At 49.6% G+C, this 18,637-nt stretch carries 12 protein-coding genes; 5 read left to right on the forward strand and 7 right to left on the reverse strand.

Annotated elements, in window-relative coordinates; translation table 11 throughout:
• Positions 1–260: 260 nt before the first annotated feature.
• From secA to GYX26_RS05125, 6 genes are all read right to left on the reverse strand, one after another.
• Entirely contained in the window at positions 261–2,927 is a 2,667-nt protein-coding gene (gene secA, locus GYX26_RS05100) for a preprotein translocase subunit SecA (protein ID WP_174828373.1), read from the reverse strand.
• A 372-nt stretch (positions 2,928–3,299) separates the two neighbouring features.
• Positions 3,300–3,794, reverse strand: a complete 495-nt coding sequence (locus GYX26_RS05105; protein WP_100113819.1) for a hypothetical protein — start codon at positions 3,792–3,794, stop codon at positions 3,300–3,302.
• Positions 3,795–3,952: 158 nt separating this feature from the next.
• Complete coding sequence (locus GYX26_RS05110) at positions 3,953–4,369, reverse strand: DciA family protein (RefSeq protein ID WP_174828374.1); 417 nt, start codon at positions 4,367–4,369, stop codon at positions 3,953–3,955.
• Positions 4,370–4,585: 216 nt separating this feature from the next.
• A complete protein-coding gene (locus GYX26_RS05115; protein WP_174828375.1) occupies positions 4,586–5,362 on the reverse strand; it encodes a ferredoxin--NADP reductase in 777 nt (258 codons plus the stop codon).
• 47 nt (positions 5,363–5,409) lie between these two features.
• Positions 5,410–6,198 carry a J domain-containing protein gene (locus tag GYX26_RS05120; protein WP_100090745.1) on the reverse strand — a complete coding sequence of 263 codons (789 nt, stop codon included), beginning with the start codon at positions 6,196–6,198 and terminating at the stop codon, positions 5,410–5,412.
• Between the two features lie 20 nt (positions 6,199–6,218).
• On the reverse strand, positions 6,219–7,376 hold the full coding sequence (locus GYX26_RS05125; protein WP_174828376.1) for a PLP-dependent aspartate aminotransferase family protein: 1,158 nt from the start codon (positions 7,374–7,376) through the stop codon (positions 6,219–6,221).
• Between the two features lie 257 nt (positions 7,377–7,633).
• Here GYX26_RS05125 and folE2 point away from each other — a divergent pair, with 257 nt between their 5' ends.
• Entirely contained in the window at positions 7,634–8,407 is a 774-nt protein-coding gene (gene folE2, locus GYX26_RS05130; protein WP_100090743.1) for a GTP cyclohydrolase FolE2, read from the forward strand.
• A 154-nt stretch (positions 8,408–8,561) separates the two neighbouring features.
• A complete protein-coding gene (dsbD, locus tag GYX26_RS05135; RefSeq protein ID WP_174828377.1) occupies positions 8,562–10,421 on the forward strand; it encodes a protein-disulfide reductase DsbD in 1,860 nt (619 codons plus the stop codon).
• A 76-nt stretch (positions 10,422–10,497) separates the two neighbouring features.
• Here the strand turns inward: dsbD and GYX26_RS05140 are convergent, their stop codons facing one another.
• Entirely contained in the window at positions 10,498–10,869 is a 372-nt protein-coding gene (locus GYX26_RS05140; RefSeq protein WP_257379371.1) for a hypothetical protein, read from the reverse strand.
• A 249-nt stretch (positions 10,870–11,118) separates the two neighbouring features.
• Here GYX26_RS05140 and recC point away from each other — a divergent pair, with 249 nt between their 5' ends.
• Genes recC through GYX26_RS05155 form a run of 3 tightly spaced genes read left to right on the forward strand, consistent with a single transcriptional unit; the run spans position 11,119 to position 18,424 of the window.
• On the forward strand, positions 11,119–14,346 hold the full coding sequence (recC, locus tag GYX26_RS05145) for an exodeoxyribonuclease V subunit gamma (RefSeq protein ID WP_174828378.1): 3,228 nt from the start codon (positions 11,119–11,121) through the stop codon (positions 14,344–14,346).
• Entirely contained in the window at positions 14,343–17,969 is a 3,627-nt protein-coding gene (gene recB, locus GYX26_RS05150) for an exodeoxyribonuclease V subunit beta (protein ID WP_174828379.1), read from the forward strand. Before recC ends, recB begins: the two co-directional genes overlap by 4 nt.
• A gap of 53 nt (positions 17,970–18,022) precedes the next feature.
• The gene (locus GYX26_RS05155; RefSeq protein ID WP_100090740.1) at positions 18,023–18,424 is read left to right on the forward strand and encodes a hypothetical protein; all 402 of its coding nucleotides are present in this window, start codon (positions 18,023–18,025) and stop codon (positions 18,422–18,424) included.
• Positions 18,425–18,637: the final 213 nt, after the last annotated feature.

The following is an 18,637-nucleotide window of genomic DNA, read 5'->3' on the forward strand; positions in this document are numbered from 1 at the left end:
CATGGTTAAGGAAAGCGGTATTATTAGCGTAAACCGAAAACACGCCAGTTGTCTGTTGCCGTTTTGGGGCAGTTTATACTCTGGCCTCTGGCGTAAGGTGTGAATTTTAAGACAATTTGATGCGCTGTTCAATGGGGTTTAGAGTATTCACTTTAATAAATGCAGGCTGATTTGTGCGTTTTGTCTGCGGCTGGTACAAACAAATCAACAGGCTGCCATTCTGATGACAACCTGTTGATATTATTTTGATTTAACTGGAATTACAGGCGGCCGTGACACAATTTGTATTTCAGGCCGCTGCCACATGGACAGGGGTCGTTGCGGCGTACGATGATGCCGCGAGCTTCCATGGCTTTGGGGCTAAAATCTTCATCTTCGATTCTGGTAGCAGCAGATATTTCTGGCTGCTCTTCTGCCTGCGCCTGTTCAAACTGCACGGAAATCAGCAGTGAGGCAACGCTATTGCGGATGTTGCTCCACATGGTTTGAAACATTTCAAATGCTTCGCGTTTGTATTCCTGTTTCGGGTTTTTCTGGGCATAGCCGCGCAGGTGAATTCCCTGACGTAGGTAATCCATGTCGGCCAGATGTTCGCGCCAGCGGCTATCAATGATTTGCAGCATTATATCGCGTTCAAATCTGCGCATGGTATCGATACCAACCAGTTCGACTTTATGGGCATAATCTTTTTCGACGATATCAAGCAGACGTTTACAAATGCTTTCGTTGTCGAGGGTGTTGTCGTCTTTAAGCCAGTCGCTGATGGCAACATCGATGTGATAATCGGCGGCCAGTTTTTGCTCGAGGCCGGAAATATCCCACTGCTCTTCCATGCTGTCTGGCGGGATAAAGCTGTCTACGGTATCAACGATGGCATCGTGGCGAATTTCCTGCATCAGGCCATCGATGTCGTTGCTGGCCAGAATATCGGCACGCTGGTGATAAATCACTTTACGCTGGTCGTTGGCTACGTCGTCGTATTCAAGTACCTGTTTGCGCATGTCGAAGTTGCGGTTTTCCACTTTGCGCTGCGCGCCTTCAATCTGGCGATTGAGCATGCCGGCTTCTATGGCTACGCCGCGTTCAGGAGCCAGACGATTAAGAATGGCGGTGGCACGATCAAGGGCAAACAGGCGCAGTAATGGGTCTTCAAACGACAGGTAAAAGCGGCTGGAACCGGCATCACCCTGCCGGCCGGCACGGCCACGCAACTGATTGTCGATACGGCGGCTTTCATGGCGTTCGGTACCGATAATGTGTAAACCGCCGGCAGCAATCACGGCATCATGGTCACGTTGCCATTGCTGTTGCAGTGTATCGATTTTGCTTGCTTTAGCTGCTTCGGTGAGGCTGTCATCGGCATTGATGGCATCTATCTGTGGCTTGATGTTGCCGCCAAGTACGATGTCGGTACCACGGCCGGCCATGTTGGTGGCGACGGTAATCATGCCCGGCCGGCCGGCCTGAGCAATGATGTCGGCTTCACGCGCGTGTTCTTTGGCATTGAGAACATTGTGTTGCAGATGTTCTTTATTCAGTAAGGCGGACACCAGCTCGGAATTTTCGATGCTGGTGGTACCCACCAGTATCGGCTGGCCTTTGGCATGGCGCTCTTTGATATCGGCTACAACAGCTTCGTATTTTTCTTCGCTGGAACGGTAAATCTGGTCGTTCAGGTCTTTGCGTACCATCGGCCGGTTTGTCGGGATGATAACGGTTTCCAAACCGTAAATATTCTGGAATTCAAATGCTTCGGTGTCGGCTGTACCGGTCATGCCGGCCAGTTTGTCGTACAGACGGAAGAAGTTCTGGAAGGTGATGGAAGCCAGTGTCTGGTTTTCTTTGTTGATTTCTACGCCTTCTTTGGCCTCTACTGCCTGATGCAGGCCATCAGACCAGCGCCGGCCGGCCATCAGGCGACCGGTAAATTCGTCAACAATCACTACTTCGCCATTTTGTACGACGTAATGCTGGTCGCGCTGGTACAGAGTATGGGCACGCAATGCGGCCATCAGGTGGTGCATCAGCATGATGTTGGTGGCTGAATACAGGGAATCGCCTTCCTGTAACAGCCCCATGCTGCTGAGAATCTGTTCGGCGTGTTCATGTCCTTGATCGCTGAGGACTACCTGACGTGCTTTTTCATCTACCCAGTAATCGCCCTCTCCTTCTTCGCTTTTCTGTGCAATCAGTTGCGGCGGAATCTGGTTCATTACCTGATACAGGGTAACGTTATCGTCGGCCTGGCCGGAAATAATCAGTGGGGTACGCGCTTCGTCAATGAGGATGGAGTCGACTTCATCGACTACGGCAAATGACAGTTCACGCTGCACTTTTTCACTCAGGTCGCGCACCATGTTGTCGCGCAGGTAATCAAAGCCGTATTCGTTGTTGGTGCCGTAGGTAATATCGGCCTGATAAGCGGCTTGTTTATCCTCATGATCCATGTTGCTGACGATGATACCAACTGTCATGCCCAGAAATTCGTATAGGGGTCGCATGATGCTGGCGTCGCGTGCGGCCAGATAATCATTTACGGTAACGACATGTACGCCTTTGCCGGCCAGTGCATTGAGATAGACGGCGGTGGTGGCTACCAGTGTTTTTCCTTCGCCGGTACGCATTTCCGCAATTTTTCCGTGATGCAGTACCATGCCCCCGATGAGCTGAACATCAAAGTGGCGCATGCCAAGGATACGCTGGCTGGCTTCACGACATACTGCAAAGGCTTCTACCAGCAGGTTGTCGAGTTTTTCGCCATCAGCCAGACGTTGTTTGAATTCAGCAGTTTTAGCCTGTAGTTCGGTATCGCTCAGTGCCTGAATTTTTGGTTCGAGCGCATTGATTTTGGATACTTCTTTACGATATTGTTTCAGAAGCCGGTCGTTGCGGCTTCCGAGAATTTTTTTAGCTAAGTTTTTCAACATAAATCAATAGTCCGGCACCAGCAGGCGCAATAAAAAGTAAGCATGAAATGGGGAATTTTAACACAAGCGTCTACTCTGCTGTATGGCTGTTTGCATGCGTGTGTCAATTATGGGCAATCAGAAACCGGTTTGAAGTTATAGGTTGCTGTTTATGGTGGCTAATATAAAGGTGAAACTGTTTTTTCCAAGCGCTGTCTGTGGTAAAAGATGCTGTTGCTGCTGTGGTTAATACAGCAGTGTCAATATAAAAATATCATCTGCAATGCGGATAATTATTCAAGATACAGATAATGATGTGGTTAAAAGATATTGAGAATGGTTAAGTTTAGCTGCAAGGGCTATGTTTATGTTACGGTTTTATTTTTAATATGCTTAATAATCAAATCGTAAGCAGCCAAAATAAAATTCACCCTGTTTCGAAGTTTTGTCTCGTCCGATAAGAATAGTGTCTGGATAGGGGTTATCAGCAGTTACGTCCGTTGTATGTTGATAATACTGGTTTATATCGCCCCAGGAAAGGGTCTCTTTTAACTGAACCGGTACGGGTTTGGCATCAATAGATTTGGCAAATGTGGCCATATCTCCTTTGGCTACGGCAAAAAAGTATGAACCGCTATCGCCCAGATATCGAACAACAGAAACTGAAGCATTTGCAATCTGTAGCGGTTTGGTAAAGCGATATTCCAGATTAATGAGGCCGTCTTTTTCGAGATTTTTTACTGTAATTTTTTGTTTATTAAGCTGTGTAGTTATATCTGAATCACGTGCATCAATAGGTGCGCTTTTGCATAATAGCGCTGCTTCAAATTGTGTTCCTGCTGTGGTATTCGTTTTTGTGGTTTCCGCCCATGCAGATAAATTAAACATAAGTAATAAGCTGCATAAGAGTTTGTGCGGTATTCTCATATTTCTGCTCTGAATGATAATAATTGAATTTAGTACTATTCAATTATTGGCGTAAATTTTTCTGGCCAGACAATTCTGGCCAGATTTTTAATCTATTATCAGCACACAGCTATATCAGCCTAACTGCTTTTTTCACTTAGGCGGCGTAACGCTGCCGCCAGCTCTGGATGATGGGTTAAAGCCTGTGCCGAGCGCGCCAAGGCTCCACGTGCTACAGGGCTTAAATTGGCACGCTTAACTGCCTCGGGCTTCGATTCTACTGGCTGTACCTTAATTTTTACGTTTTCGATTGTGGCATCAATTTGCTGTAGTTGCGGTAATAAGGCTGGTAATACCATGCGTAAGCGTGAGGCGGCCATACTATTATGGGCAATCACCACTACACAGCCGTCTCGTACACAGGCTACATTAAAATGGGCACGCATGCTGGCCGGTAGCTCCTGTTTAAGGCAGGTGCTCAAACGTTGCCAGTGTGCCGACTGCACCAGCAACTGATTAAGCTGGGCATTTTTCTTGCCAAAACGATTCAGATTCATATCAGTATACTAACGTAGATTATTAATAACATCAGGGTATTTACCTTTATAGCCACTAGTAACAGCTATGGTTTACCCTTATTGTAGATATAAATTCGAGTGAAAAATCAATGGTAATTTGTGCAAGCAGCCATTAGCGCAATATCAAGACATATAGACAGTAAATAAAAGGCAGCTTGTGGAAAACTTTGTATGAAGATGGTGATACACAACCATTTAAAAGCCGTTTTCCATGATAATCTGTCCGGGTGTTCTATTGCGGTGCATGCTGTAGCCCATATCAAGCAAAGCCTTAAAGGTGTCGGCCACCATGGCCGGATTGCCACACAACATAAAGCGAGTTTGCGCGGGGGTAAAAATCAGGCCTAATGCTGTTGCCAGTGTGCCATTTTGCAATAGCTGTGGCAAGCGCTGGTTTAGCGCCCCTGTTACGCTTTCGCGGGTGACTACGGGCTGGTAGGACAGTTTGCCGGTATATTCGCCAATCAGGGGGTGGTGAATTAAGTCGTTTATGTGCTGGCTGAAAATCAGTTCGCTGGCATGAGAGACGGAATGTACCAGCCCGATATGCTGGAAACGCTCCCAGACAGCCGGCTGTTGCAGCATGGACAAAAATGGCGCTATGCCGCTGCCGGTACTGAGCATCACCAGTTGTTCACCATCGGTAAACCTGCCGGGCAGTAAAAAGCCAAAAGCGGTTTTGTCCAGCAGGATATGGTCGCCGGCCTGTAGTTGTGCCAGTCGGGCACTCATTGACCCTTCTTCAATCAATACTACAAAAAATTCCAGCGTTTCTGCATATTCGGCAGAGACGATGGAATAGGCACGCCAGATAAATCCTGCTCCGTCACGAAAGCCCAGACGCGAAAACTGGCCGGCACTGAAACGATAGGCTTCTGGCCGGGTAATGGCAAAGGTCAGCAGTTTCGGGGTATGCTGCTTAACCCATAATACGGTTTCTTCGGTGAATTTGGCTTCTGCGGCAGCCTGCATGCAGTTATTCCTGTGTATGCCACCGGCTGGCCGGTGGCGGTATTGGTTTACAGTCTGATATCGATATCCTGATATTTTCGGCTGGCCTCGGTATTGCTGATTTCAATACCATCGCTCACTGCCCATTTACCATCGTTGATACGCTGGTATTGCAGGCTGAAATTGCCATCACCGATTTTATGCAGGGTAAAGGTTTCGCCCGCCGGTATGTAAAAGGTACGTATAGCGGTAAATTTACCGGCGTGCAGTTCGTATAATTGGGCAAATACCGGCGATTGCAAGGATGTGGCATGTACCACAATGGTGTTATTACCGCGCTGGCGCAGAATCGGATAGCCGGAAACATAGGCAGCCTTGAGCGGGAAAAGCTGGCCATTGGGTGCTACTGGCACCGGTATGCCGCTTTGTGTTTGTGCTGGTGTATTATCTACTGGCGGATGCGCCAGTCGCCACCAGACGCCGCCCATGGCAATCAGGATGGCGATACCCACTATCCACAACCAGCCATGGCCATGTTCATGCAGTACAACTATTTTGTCTTCATGATTGGGCAATAAGGCCGGCGGCGCAAACGGGGTTTGCCTGCGTGAGAGCAATGCCGGTGACAAGCGAGCCTGTAGGCTTTGTCGTGCAATCCATACATCATGATGATGGCGCTTTTCTGGATCGGAGAGCACGGCATAGGCTTGGTTAATTTCGGCCATGCGCTGGTGCGCCTGTGGATTATGTGGATTGCGGTCAGGATGGTATTTTTGTGATAAAGCCCGATAGGCCGCACGAATCACTTCGTCGGACGCTCCCGGAGCAACATTTAATACGTCGTAATAGTTGTGCACGGATTTTTCACTTACACAGGTTAAATCAAGGTATTGAGTGCATGGTTGATATCATCCCAGATATCTTCGATGTCTTCGATACCGGCAGAAATACGCAGCAGGCCTTCACGAATGCCCAGAGATTCTTTGACTTCTGTACTCATGCCGCTGTGCGACTGGCTGGCACTGTGGTTAATCAGGCTTTCTACGCCCCCGAGGCTGGCAGCCATGCGAATCAGGCGCAGGTTTTTAATCACGCTGTTGGCTGCTTCACGGCTATTGTGGCGCAGATAAATTGATACCACGCCACCAAAACCATGCTGCATTTGCTTGCAGGCTATATCGTGGTGTTCGTGCTCGGGCAGGCCGGGGTAAAACACTTTTTCTACTGCCGGATGCTGCTGCAAACGTTTGGCCAGCTCGGCTGCATTGGCCAGATGCCGGTCCATGCGCACAACCAGTGTTTTGATACCGCGTAATACCAGTGCACAATCCATCGGGCCGGCCACGCCCCCGGTATTGGTGCTCATGGCACGCAGTAATCTGGCCTGTGCCGGGTCTTTAACCACAACAATGCCCATTAGCACATCGGAATGGCCGCACAGGTATTTGGTAGCGGAATGGAATACGATATCCACGCCCAGATTCAGCGGTTGTTGTACATAGGGGGTGGCAAAAGTATTGTCGATGCCAACGATGGCACCGGCCGCTTTGGCTTTGGCTGCCAGTTCTGCGATGTCTATCAGACGCAGCAGCGGGTTGCTCGGGGTTTCCAGCCACACCATTTTCACTTTGGTCTGTGCCAGTATGCGGTCGAGGTTGGCCGGGTTGGTGAGGTCGGCAAAAATGACGTTAACGCCCCACTGTGCATATACTTCCGTCAGCAGATCGTAGGCACCACCATAAATATCGGCAACCGCAACAATGGTATCGCCCGGGCGCAGAAAAGTACGCCATACGGCATCAATTCCGGCCATGCCGCTACCATAGGCAAAGCCAGCACAGCCATTTTCCAATTCGGCTACTGTATCTTCCAGCACCTGCCGTGTGGGATTGGAGATACGCGCATAACGAAACGGAATATTTTCACCAATTTCATGCAGGGCAAACATGCTGTTCTGATAAATCGGTGGCATCAGAGCACGGTTATGTTGTTCCGGCTGGTAACTGGAATGAATGGTCTGTGTGGCAAATTTCATATTTTCTCCGATATGTTACTGGTTATGCTGTTCAGGCAGCTCTTTATACCGTCGAGGGCGTTTGCATTGAGGATGTCTAGTTTAGCACGCACACCGCTTATCAGGCAGTATGCTGTTTCTTCATTACTAATCCCGACTGATTTGCTCGGAATTAAGCCATAAAGTATAATTTTATGTCTTATATGCCGCCGGTTTGTGTGGTTTTATTATGCCGGTCTGGCTGGATTCAGATTTGTTTCGCGAGGAAAACCATCAGAATGGACATTATTGCTGATGTGCAAAGCAGTGTTGATAAACGCAATATGCCAATCAATCAGGTTGGTGTGAAGGGCTTGCGGCTGCCGCTGAGTATCATCTGCGCTGCCGGTGAACAGCATACTGTAGCTGATTTAACCATGACTGTATCGCTGCCGGCCGAGCAGAAAGGCACGCATATGTCGCGTTTTATCGAGTTAATGCAAGCACAGCATGGCAGCATTGATTTTGTAGCACTCCAACAGCTAACCACTGATATGTTGCAGAAACTTCAAGCAACAGCGGGTAAAATCAGTATGCGCTTTCCTTTTTTCCGGCGCAAACAGGCACCGGTAACTGCTATTTCCAGCCTGCTGGATTATGAGGTGATGCTCAGTGGTGAAATTAATGATGGTGTTTATCAGCATAGCTTGCAGGTAATCATTCCGGTAACCAGCCTATGTCCGTGCAGCAAGGAAATTTCGGCATATGGGGCGCACAATCAGCGTTCACATGTCACGGTTACGCTGACATCTACCGAGGCGATGGCGGTTGAAGAAATTATTGATCTGGTGGAGCAGCAGGGTTCGTGCCAGCTATACGGGTTGCTGAAACGGCCGGATGAAAAATTTGTTACTGAATATGCTTATGATAATCCGAAATTTGTTGAAGACATGGTACGAGATGTAGCCACGGCACTGAAAGCCGATGCCCGCATTCAGTCTTTTACAGTGGAAAGCGAAAATTTTGAATCAATTCATAATCATTCTGCCTATGCGCTGATACAATACCCGTAAACTGACATATTCAGACTTAAGCTTTATCTGTATTTATATGGATAAGGTCAAGAAAGATTAAGGGGAGATGAATGGCTACCCTGTACGATTTTGCTGGTAGTCATTCTCTTTGTTCGTTGTTCAGGTTGAAATTACACTGTTTACTGTGACATTTATGTATCACATTTCTTCTCGCTTGCGTGCCTGCACGGTTTCCCTGTTAAAACTGTTATTTCTGCTACTGGTTTTGCTGTTTGGGCTGAACCAAACTGCATTCGCTGCTGATGACAATGGCAAGCTATTATCACCAGAGCAGGCTTTTGTGCCGCAATTAATTGTTCATGATCAGGATGTTAGGGTACGCTTTGTTATTGCTAAAGGCTATTATCTCTACCAGAATAAAATTCAGGTTTCTACCAAACCAGAAGGTCTGTTTGACGCTGCACAGTTTGTCCAGTCAGGCACACAGAAACATGATGAGTTTTTTGGTACGCAGCAGGTTTATTATAACCATGCTGATGTACTCTGGCGCTACAGTGCAGGTGCACAAACTGTCCCGTATCAGTTAACCCTGTCGTATCAGGGCTGTGCCGAAGCGGGTATCTGTTATCCGCCGGTGGAAAATACGTTAACCATCAGCCGTACCGGCAAATATTCTATTGCTTCCCAGCCATTGCATGGCCAGCCGGATGTGGATACTTTCACCAAGCCACGCGAAAAAAAACCGCCAGCTGCGTGGTCTGGCAGCTCCGGTAGCGATAGTTTGTTTCAACTCTCTCGGGCAACGCTGATTACCAATTTAATGACCTTTTTTATTGCCGGGATGGGTCTGAGCCTGACTGCATGCATGTATCCGCTACTACCGATTGTGTCGGCCATTGTGATGGGTTCACGCAAGAAAGCGACTAAATGGCGGGCGTTTGTACTGTCGTTTGTATATGTGCAGGGACTGGCTTTTACTTACACCATTGTGGGTATTGTCACGGCGCGTACGGGGTCATTTCTGACAGGCTGGCTGCAACAGCCGGCAGTAGTACTGACCGCAGCGGCCATACTGGTGATTCTGGCTCTATCGATGTTTGATTTGTACAGTATTCAATTGCCCACACGCTGGCAGTCTTACTTTCAGCGTGTCAGTGGCCGTTTTCGCGGTGGACATTTGCTATCTGTAATGGTGATGGGCGCGCTGTCAGCGCTGATTGTCGGCCCATGTGTGGCGCCGCCGCTGGCTTTTGCCCTTGGCTATATTGGTCAGAGTGGTGATGCTACGCTGGGCGGTATGGCACTGTATGTGATGGCACTGGGTACCGGCATTCCACTGATTCTGATTTCGGTATTCGGTGTTCACATTATGCCACGAGCCGGTGGCTGGATGACTGGTGTGAAATACCTGTTCGGGCTGATGCTGCTAGGGGCGGCGACTTATATTGCCACTCCGTTTCTGCATTACTATCTGGTGGTAACTATTTATACCCTGCTTATGCTGGTACCAGCACTTTATCTGGGCTGGCAGTGGTATCACTCACAGGGACGCCAGCGCTGGTTTAATGCGGTAGCCGGTGTACTGTTTCTGACTAGCGGAATTTTCTTTGTGGCGGCCAGTGTAGTGAACTATGCCACACCTCTGCACCGTTTTCTAACTTTGACGCCGCCAAACAATCAGTATTTTGGCCGCTATTTCAAAGAGCCGGAACAATTGAGTCAGGCCATGCAACAACTGTTTGATGATAACCCGGATAAGCCGGTACTGGTGGATTTCTATGCAGACTGGTGCATTTCCTGTAAGGAAATGACTGCATTTACTTTAAGCAAAGCTTCCGTCAGGAGGGTGATTGAAGAGGAACGATTTTTACAGATTGATGTCACCAATAACACCCCGGCACAGCGACGGATGATGCAACAATATGGTTTATACGGCCCGCCGGGTTTATTTGTGGTTCACAGTAACGGCTATCGCAGCCAGCCACTGGTTGGCTATGTACCGGCATCGGAACTGTTAAGCTGGTATGACAAACAGATTCAGAAAGTGCAATAAATTAATAGCCTCCTTGTATACAAGGAGGCTATTACACAGAGAGCCAACTATACTGGCAACTTGTGTTTAATTGTATTCAGTCACGATAATGGCGGTCGGCCACTTTCAGCGCACGTCGTGCCAGCGCCAGATTGGCGATTGTGCGGTCGAGTACCATAAACATGAATACGCCCTTCACATTCTTCATCGGCCGCAATAAATAATACTGTTTATGCAAACTGATGAGAATATCATCTATGGCATCTTCGTTATTGTCCTGACCATACAGGCGGGCAATTGCCTTAACCTCCGAACGCACAATTTCGGTATTGCCGGCAGACAGAATGTCCAGATCCATTCCTGACGGGCTGACACCATCTATAAACATTCCGCTTTCATAATCCACGACAGCACACGCCATGACACCTTTAGTTGCCGCCAACTCATCAATGACGCCATCAAATCTCACTGTGATATCCTTCTTCTGTTGCCATATTGCTTATGGCAGGGTATTTGATTATCTATTTTCCAATTTTTTCCGGCTTTTGACCAGCATTAACTTTTTTTAATTAAAAAAATCTTTCTATTCAACATCCAAGCGTGCGCTTTTGTGTCTGTACAAGAAATCCGCCCAAAGGCGCAAAATCCTGTTCAGTGTCAAACGCAAACTACTTCGGTGCGGCTATAATAACAACCTTAACCGGTGGCGGATGCTGTTATGTTGTATGTTTATCAATCCAATCAATTAGCTGATTTAGCTGCTCTGTTTGCCAGCGTATATCAGCATACCTCACCGCAATCAGCGTGGGCGGCCACAGAAATCGTGGTACAGAGTCAGGGTATGCGCCGCTATCTGAACCATTATCTGGCACAGGAGCACGGCATTGCCGCCAATCTGCATTTTAGCCTGCCTGCCGGTTATATTTGGCAATTAACCCATCAGATATTACCAGAGACGCCAAAACTTAATCCGTTTCAGGCGGAAGTGTTACGCTGGCGTCTGCTGGCTTTATTTCGCAGTGCGGTGTTTCAGCAGCCGCAATTATGCCAGACTGCCAGAGCACTGCAATCCTATCTTGATAGCAGTATACAGGCACCTTACCATCTGGCGGGAAAACTTGCTGATATGTTTGACCAATATTTAATCTATCGCAATGATTGGATAAATATTTGGCAAGCCGGTGAGTCTGCTCACCTGGGTGAAGACGAAGGCTGGCAGGCAGAATTATGGCACTGGCTGAGTAATGAAACTGATTCGCCCCATCGCGCCGGCCTGATGCAAGAATTTCTGGCGCAGCTTGGTGCGGAACACCTGCCGCAACGAATTTTTGTATTTGGGATTGCTACACTGGCACCGGTTTATCTGCAAGCATTTCAGGCAATGGCACAACATACTGATGTGCATGTATTTGCAGTTAATCCATGTGCGGAATACTGGGGCAATGTGCTTTCTGCCGATTTACTACTACATAATCAGGAAGCTGATCTGAGCGTGGTTGGCCATCCTTTACTGGCCAGCTTGGGCAAACAGGGACGGGATTTTTTTGATGCACTCAATGATTTGGGTGAAGTAATACATATGCCGTCCGTGTACGCTGAATGCGGTGAAGTAGCTGATAGTCTGCTGCATCGGCTGCAAAACGATATTCAGTGTCTGCAGCATCCGAAACAGACTGAACCACCCTACCAGCGACAGGCCTATGATAGCTCCATCCAGATTGTTGCCGCACATTCACGCCTACGTGAGCTGCAAATTCTGAAAGAGCAGCTACTTCAGGACCTGGCGGCACATCCGGGCTGGCAGCCACAGGACATTGCTGTACTCACACCACATATTGAGCCATATCTGCCGTTTATCCATGCCGTATTCGGCCAGAATCAGGGCAATACACCTGCCCTGCCTTACAACATAGCCGACGTTAAAATCAGTCTGCAAGAACCTTTATTGCAATTGCTGGAAAAACTGCTGCAACTGATGCAGAGCCGCTTTGATATCGAAACGGTGCAGCCCCTGCTAGACGAATCCGCCCTGCGTGCACGCTTCGATTTAAACGACAGCGATGTGGCACTGATAAACCGTGTCTGGCGTGAACAGGGGGTACGCTGGGGTGTGAATGCAGATATGCGCCATGAATATGGCGGTCAGGGTAAACATTTTACCTGGCAGCAGGCACGTGAGCGTACAGTACTGGGCTGGCTGCTGCCAGACAATAAACACACCGCACTGTGGCAGCAACAGCTTCCGTGGTTCGGCGATATTGGCCAGACAGAAATTCTGGCACGTGCACAACAGTTAATTGATTGCCTGATTGAGCATCATACGCGCTGGCAGAATGCAGCCACCATTACAGAATGGATTACGCGTACTCGGCAGTTACTGCGAGATTTGGCCGATGAAGACTCTCTGGCCGGTAATGCCATGCAGCAACTGGAGACCAGTTTGGCCGACTGGCAGGCACAGGCAGCACTGGCACAGTTTGAGCTGCCTATTGAACCGGTTATTGCCATTGAGCATTTACAGAATCATCTATCCAGCACTCGTCAGGCCGGATTTCTCCGTGGCGGCATTACTTTTTGCAGTATGGTGCCGATGCGTAGTCTGCCCTTTCGCTGTATCTGCCTGCTGGGTCTGAATGATGGCGAGTTTCCGCGCACCACCAAATCGGCCGCTTTCGATTTAATTGCCCAGCATCCGCGCCGTGGCGACCGTGCCCGCCGCAATGACGACCACTATCTGTTTCTGGAATCTATTCTGAGTGCGCGCGAAAAACTGTATCTGTCCTATGTCGGTAAAGATATCCGCAAAAATGAAGAACTGGCACCTTCGGCTCTGCTATATGAACTTACTGATGTACTGGCAGCCATGACCGGCTGCAATCCACTGGAGTTTAATCAGCAACATATCATCCAGCATCCGTTACAGCCTTTTTCCTATCGCTATTTCAATGGTGATTTAGCTAGCTGTCGCCATGATTATGCCGATGCGCTGAATCAGGAAATCGTCCCGCCTACACCTTTCTATGCAGCGACTATAGAACCGGAAGAAAATAATCAGGAAATTGATATTGAATCTTTCATCCGCTTCTGGCGCAATCCGGTACGCCACTGGCTCCAGCAACAGTTACAATGGCAGGCACCGTATCAGGAAACACCGGTTAGTGCAGCGGAACCATTTGCTATTGAAAACAGTGCGCTAATCTATACTGCCTACACCCGCGCACGCCAGCAGCATCTGGATTTTACCGATGTAGATGCAGCGCTGGCTGTCAGCGGGCTAATACCGGAAGGTGAGCTGGGAGTGATTGTCAGCCAGACGCTACGCACGCAGACGCTGGCTCTGGATAGCGAAATATTGTTTAGCCCAGCCGTGGCCGATATTACTTTTGTCTTTAATCATCAGCAGCTACAGCTAAGTGGTAACATCTGCCATCTACACCAGTGCGGCCAACTGCTTGAACGCTGTCAAGCGCCCACTGCACCGGATAATATTGAATTATACCTGCGCCATTTACTCTTCTGTGCAGCCGAAGCTGAGTGTGCACAGGATACATACGAGCTGTATCCAGCCAAGCCGCGTAAGCTGACGGCGCTGAGCCGGCTGGATGCTCAGGCACAACTGGCTTTATGGCTGGAATATTACCAGCTGGGGCAAAGCCGGCCACTGCCGTTTTTTCCAAAAACCAGCCTCAGCGCAGCCCGCTCCTGGTATAAACGCCGACAAAAGAAAAACTGCGAACCCGGGCATGGCGCCGAAGAACGCAGCGCAGCCTTTAAAGTCTATATGGACAGCCACAACGGTAAACCGCAGGCCGATTATCCTGAAGTAGCTCAGGTATTTGGTCGCGATGAAGAGCTGCCAATTGACAGCCCCCTGTTCTGGCAACTGATTGAAGAATTACTGCTGCCGCTGATGGTGACGCTGGAAACCGCTGATAAAGAACAATGAGCCAAGCCTTAAACCCGATTACCATGCCTTTACACGGCACGAGCCTGATTGAAGCATCTGCCGGTACTGGCAAAACTTTCAACATTGCCGCCCTGTTTGCGCGGCTGGTATTGCTGGAACGTCTGCCGGTTGATGCCATTCTGGTCGTAACCTTTACCAAGGCGGCCACGGCAGAGCTGAAAACCCGTCTGCGTACCCGCCTGAATCAGGCACTGGCCTTGCTGCAAAATAATCTGCCACCGGAACAAAACGACCCGGTACTGCAGCAATTGATTGACAGTGCGCGCGCTCAGGATGACGATGCCAGCCTGATTCTGCGCCTGCAAGCAGCGATTACCCAGTTTGATCGCGCCGCTGTCTATACCATTCATGGATTCTGCCAGCGCGTACTCACCGATTATGCCTTTTTGTGCCAGACACCGTTTGATACAGAAACCATAGATACCGACCCGGAACTGTTGTGCCGCTTTGCTGAAGATTTCTGGCGCCGGCAGGTAAGCAATAACAGCCGTATGGCTACGCTGGCTGTAGCATATAAACTCACCCCTGCCCGACTTATGCAGGAAATGGGGAGGCATTGCGGTGTGGCTGATTTACAGCTACGCCAGCCACCTGCTGTAGACATGGCGGCCATTAATGACAACTGGCAGCAAGCATGGCAAACAGTCTGCACTCATTTCAGCAGTATTCAGGATGCATTCTGGCAGTTATATCCGCAGCTTAATGGCAATGTTTACCGCCAGAAAAGCTATCAGCAGCTTTTCAGTGAACTACAACAGGCCATGGAAAGTACGGCTAGCTGTCAAGCTTTTTCAGCGGACACACTGGAAAAATGTGCCAAACTGGCCGCAGCCCAATTACACGAAAAAACCAGAAAAGGGCAAACACTCAATGATGAGCTGGTAGCTAAAGTTGCTTTGCTGGCCGAGCTGGCAGACGCAGTCAGCGCCATGCAGGCAGCAGAAAACAGCGTGGTGCTGCAATTACAGCTAGACTGCTTTAACCATGTGCGCCAGTGTCTGCAAGAACACCGACGCAACAGTCATCAGCGCAGTTATGACGATTTACTCGCTGATGTGGGTATGGCACTATCTGCGAATAACCCGATGGCTGAAACTCTGGCCGCTGCGCTGGCACAAACCTGGCAGATTGCACTGGTAGATGAATGTCAGGACACCGACCCGCTACAATACCGGATTTTCAAAACCGCGTTTGCCGCCCAAAACCGACCACTCATCATGGTAGGCGACCCGAAACAGGCCATTTATCGCTTTCGCGGCGCCGACATTCACGCCTATCTGCGTGCCGCCGCCGATACCCCACCACAGCAGCGCTATACTCTCACCACCAATTACCGCAGTCATCAGGCGCTGGTACAGGCAATTGGCCATTTATTCAGTGGCAAGCAGCGGCCATTCATTCTCGAAGGCATTGATTATCCACCGGTACAGGCACAAGCAGCAGATAACCGTCTGCATACCAGCCAAAACAGCACTGTCGTGCCGGCGGTGGTGGTGCGCTGGCTGCCTGAGCAGATTGAGGTTAACGACAAAGACGAAGAAATTATCCCCAACAAGGACAGCCTGCGGGTACGTGCTGCCGAATGTTGTGCTTATGAAATCGCGGGCATGATTAATCAGGGTATGCGCGGCGAACTACAACTGGGTAATCGGCCATTACAGGCCGGTGATATTGCTGTACTGGTGCACTCACACAATGAAGGCAGCATGATTGCCAGTGCGCTGAAACGCTGTGGCATTATGAGTGTCTCTCTTGGCAACCAGTCGGTTTTTGCCAGTACTGAAGCACAGGCAGTGATGGCACTGTTACGCTTCTGGCTGCAACCACAGCGTACCGAAACCCTGCGTTTTATCCTCGGCGGCGTGCTGTTTGGCTGGACAGCGGCACAGCTGGCAGAACTGAACCAGAATGAAAATACACTGAGCGAATGGATTCAGCTAGCACTGCAAACACGTGAGCAATGGCAGCAGTATGGCATTTATACCGCCATACAGTGGTTTACCAGCCAGACCGGCATGGAAACCAGACTGCTCAGCCAGCGCAATGAACGCAGCCTGACCAATCTGTGGCAACTGGCCGAGCTACTGGCCGATGCTGAACAAACGCTGCCTACCGCCAATGCCCTGCTGGGCTGGCTAGCCAGCGCCATCAGCAATGAGCGTCCGGCCAATGAAAACTACCTGCTGCGGCTGGAAAGTGACGAAGCACTGGTGAAAATTGTAACCATGCACGCGTCCAAGGGGCTGGAATATCCGGTGGTATTCTGTCCATTTGCATGGGACGGCAAACAGGCCGTTAAAAATCAGGAGCGCTGGCAACGCCTGCACCAGCAGGATAATGTTGAACTGATTGCCAATGACCTGCTCAGCGATAGCGACCGTGAAGAGCTGGCACGCGAAAGCATGGCCGAGAGCCTGCGCCTGTATTATGTAGCCTTTACCCGTGCGCGCGAACAACTGGTTCTGTACACAGCCGCCTGCAACAGCACCGCTACCAATCCCATGGCGTGGCTGTTGGACGGCCAGCCAGAAGGTACGCTGGAAGAATCACAGCTATTCTGGCAGCAAACCCATAAAAAACATCTGCTCAGTACCCTGCGCGCAGCATGGCAAACCTGTCTGGCCAATAGCAGCCCGTCACTGTTTCACTGGTGTGAGGGCAGCGTAGCGCCCACCAGCATCCATGCCCAGAATGCTCCCGAACAGCCTTATCGTGCCTTAACTCTGACTGCACGCCCGTTTCACGCCGTACGCTATACCAGCTTTACCAGCCTGAGCCGGCATGATTACCGTCATCAGGAACAGAGCCTCGAAGAAGAAAAACTGGCACCGGCACTGGATCAGGCCGAAGTGCAAATACAGCCATTAAATACCAGCACTGAAGCCGAAACTGCCCTACTGGCATTCGAGCGCGGGATCAACGCCGGTCTGTGTCTGCATGCCATACTGGAGCAGACTGAATTCAGCCAGCCAGCCAGTGCGGCTGAACAGGCGCATATACTGGACTGTCTGGCGCGTTACGGTTTTGACAGCGAGCATGGCAGCACCATGCAGGCACTCACCGATGCTGTGCGCCAGTGTCCGCTGTCAGCACACACCACCATCGCCACCCTGCCAGTGCAGCAACGGGTGGCAGAAATGAACTTCATGCTGCATGTTGCCGATTTCAATATCGCAGATTTACAACAGTGGTTTGCCCGTGCCTCCGGGCTGCCGGCGTGTTGCATTCAGGCAGCACAGGAGCTGGATTTTGCCACCGTTAACGGCTTTATCAACGGCGCCATCGACCTTTTAGGCGAAGACATCCACGGACAGGTATATGTGATTGATTATAAATCCAACCATCTGGGCAATCGTCTGGCCGACTATGCACAGGAAAACATGGATGCGGCCATTGCCAAACATCACTATTACCTTCAGGCACTGATTTACAGCATTGCCTGTGCTCGTTTCCTGCACAGCCACCAGCAACTGCCGGCCAGCATCTGCGTACGTTATCTTTTTCTGCGCGGCCTCAATCCGCACAACCAGCATGGCATCTGGCAATGGGACATAGACACCAGCAGCCTGATGCCATGGCTGGTAGAACATGACAAAGCATAATAGCTGCGGTATATTGACAGTCATTGCCGTATTTTCGCTAAGGAAGCAACAGCATGTTAAACAAACCCGAAGAATTTATCATGGCCGTACTCGCCGGCATCTGGGTCGCTATCACCTTTATCATCTGCCGCTATCTGCAACTGCCTACTGATACGGGTTTACTGGTAACCACTCTAACGCTGGTGTGGGCACTGGTGTTTTTCCTATTGTGGCAGCGTGGTCGTACCCGCAATATCTGGCCGCTGTTTCTGGGTTTACTGGTTATGTGCTGGTGGCGTGCCATTTATCACTGCTCAGCCGAAATTATTTTCAATAGTGATAGCAGCATCACCAAACTGGTACACTGGTATGGTAGCTGGCCAGCACTGATTATTTATGCCCTGATTCCGGTGATTGGCGGCTATGCGTTCAAATGGTGGCAATATAAACGCCATACCTCGCAGACACCTGTCTGAATTATTTCGTACTGTCTGAAATAACCGCATCACCGCAGCCGGTGCCATAAGTATCTGGCTAAAGGAATAGCTGTAGACTCTGCCCCCGTCTATTTTCTCAGACATAAAGGTATATGTCTGGCTACTTTCTTATGGCACAAATACAATTGAAAATCAGGTACTGATATTAATATTTATATTCTCATCGTGTCGTAAAATTCAGGAAATCAGGCC

It is taken from the genome of Snodgrassella sp. ESL0253 (assembly GCF_013344965.1).
Classification (GTDB): domain Bacteria; phylum Pseudomonadota; class Gammaproteobacteria; order Burkholderiales; family Neisseriaceae; genus Snodgrassella; species Snodgrassella alvi_B.

Bases quoted from the DNA above. Each gene is read 5' to 3' on its own strand.
- secA (WP_174828373.1), bottom strand. From the start codon at position 2,927: ATGTTGAAAAACTTAGCTAAAAAAATTCTCGGAAGCCGCAACGACCGG.
- GYX26_RS05105 (WP_100113819.1), bottom strand. From the start codon at position 3,794: ATGTTTAATTTATCTGCATGGGCGGAAACCACAAAAACGAATACCACA.
- GYX26_RS05110 (WP_174828374.1), bottom strand. From the start codon at position 4,369: ATGAATCTGAATCGTTTTGGCAAGAAAAATGCCCAGCTTAATCAGTTG.
- GYX26_RS05115 (WP_174828375.1), bottom strand. From the start codon at position 5,362: ATGCAGGCTGCCGCAGAAGCCAAATTCACCGAAGAAACCGTATTATGG.
- GYX26_RS05125 (WP_174828376.1), bottom strand. From the start codon at position 7,376: ATGAAATTTGCCACACAGACCATTCATTCCAGTTACCAGCCGGAACAA.
- folE2 (WP_100090743.1), top strand. From the start codon at position 7,634: ATGGACATTATTGCTGATGTGCAAAGCAGTGTTGATAAACGCAATATG.
- dsbD (WP_174828377.1), top strand. From the start codon at position 8,562: ATGTATCACATTTCTTCTCGCTTGCGTGCCTGCACGGTTTCCCTGTTA.
- recC (WP_174828378.1), top strand. From the start codon at position 11,119: ATGTTGTATGTTTATCAATCCAATCAATTAGCTGATTTAGCTGCTCTG.
- recB (WP_174828379.1), top strand. From the start codon at position 14,343: ATGAGCCAAGCCTTAAACCCGATTACCATGCCTTTACACGGCACGAGC.
- GYX26_RS05155 (WP_100090740.1), top strand. From the start codon at position 18,023: ATGTTAAACAAACCCGAAGAATTTATCATGGCCGTACTCGCCGGCATC.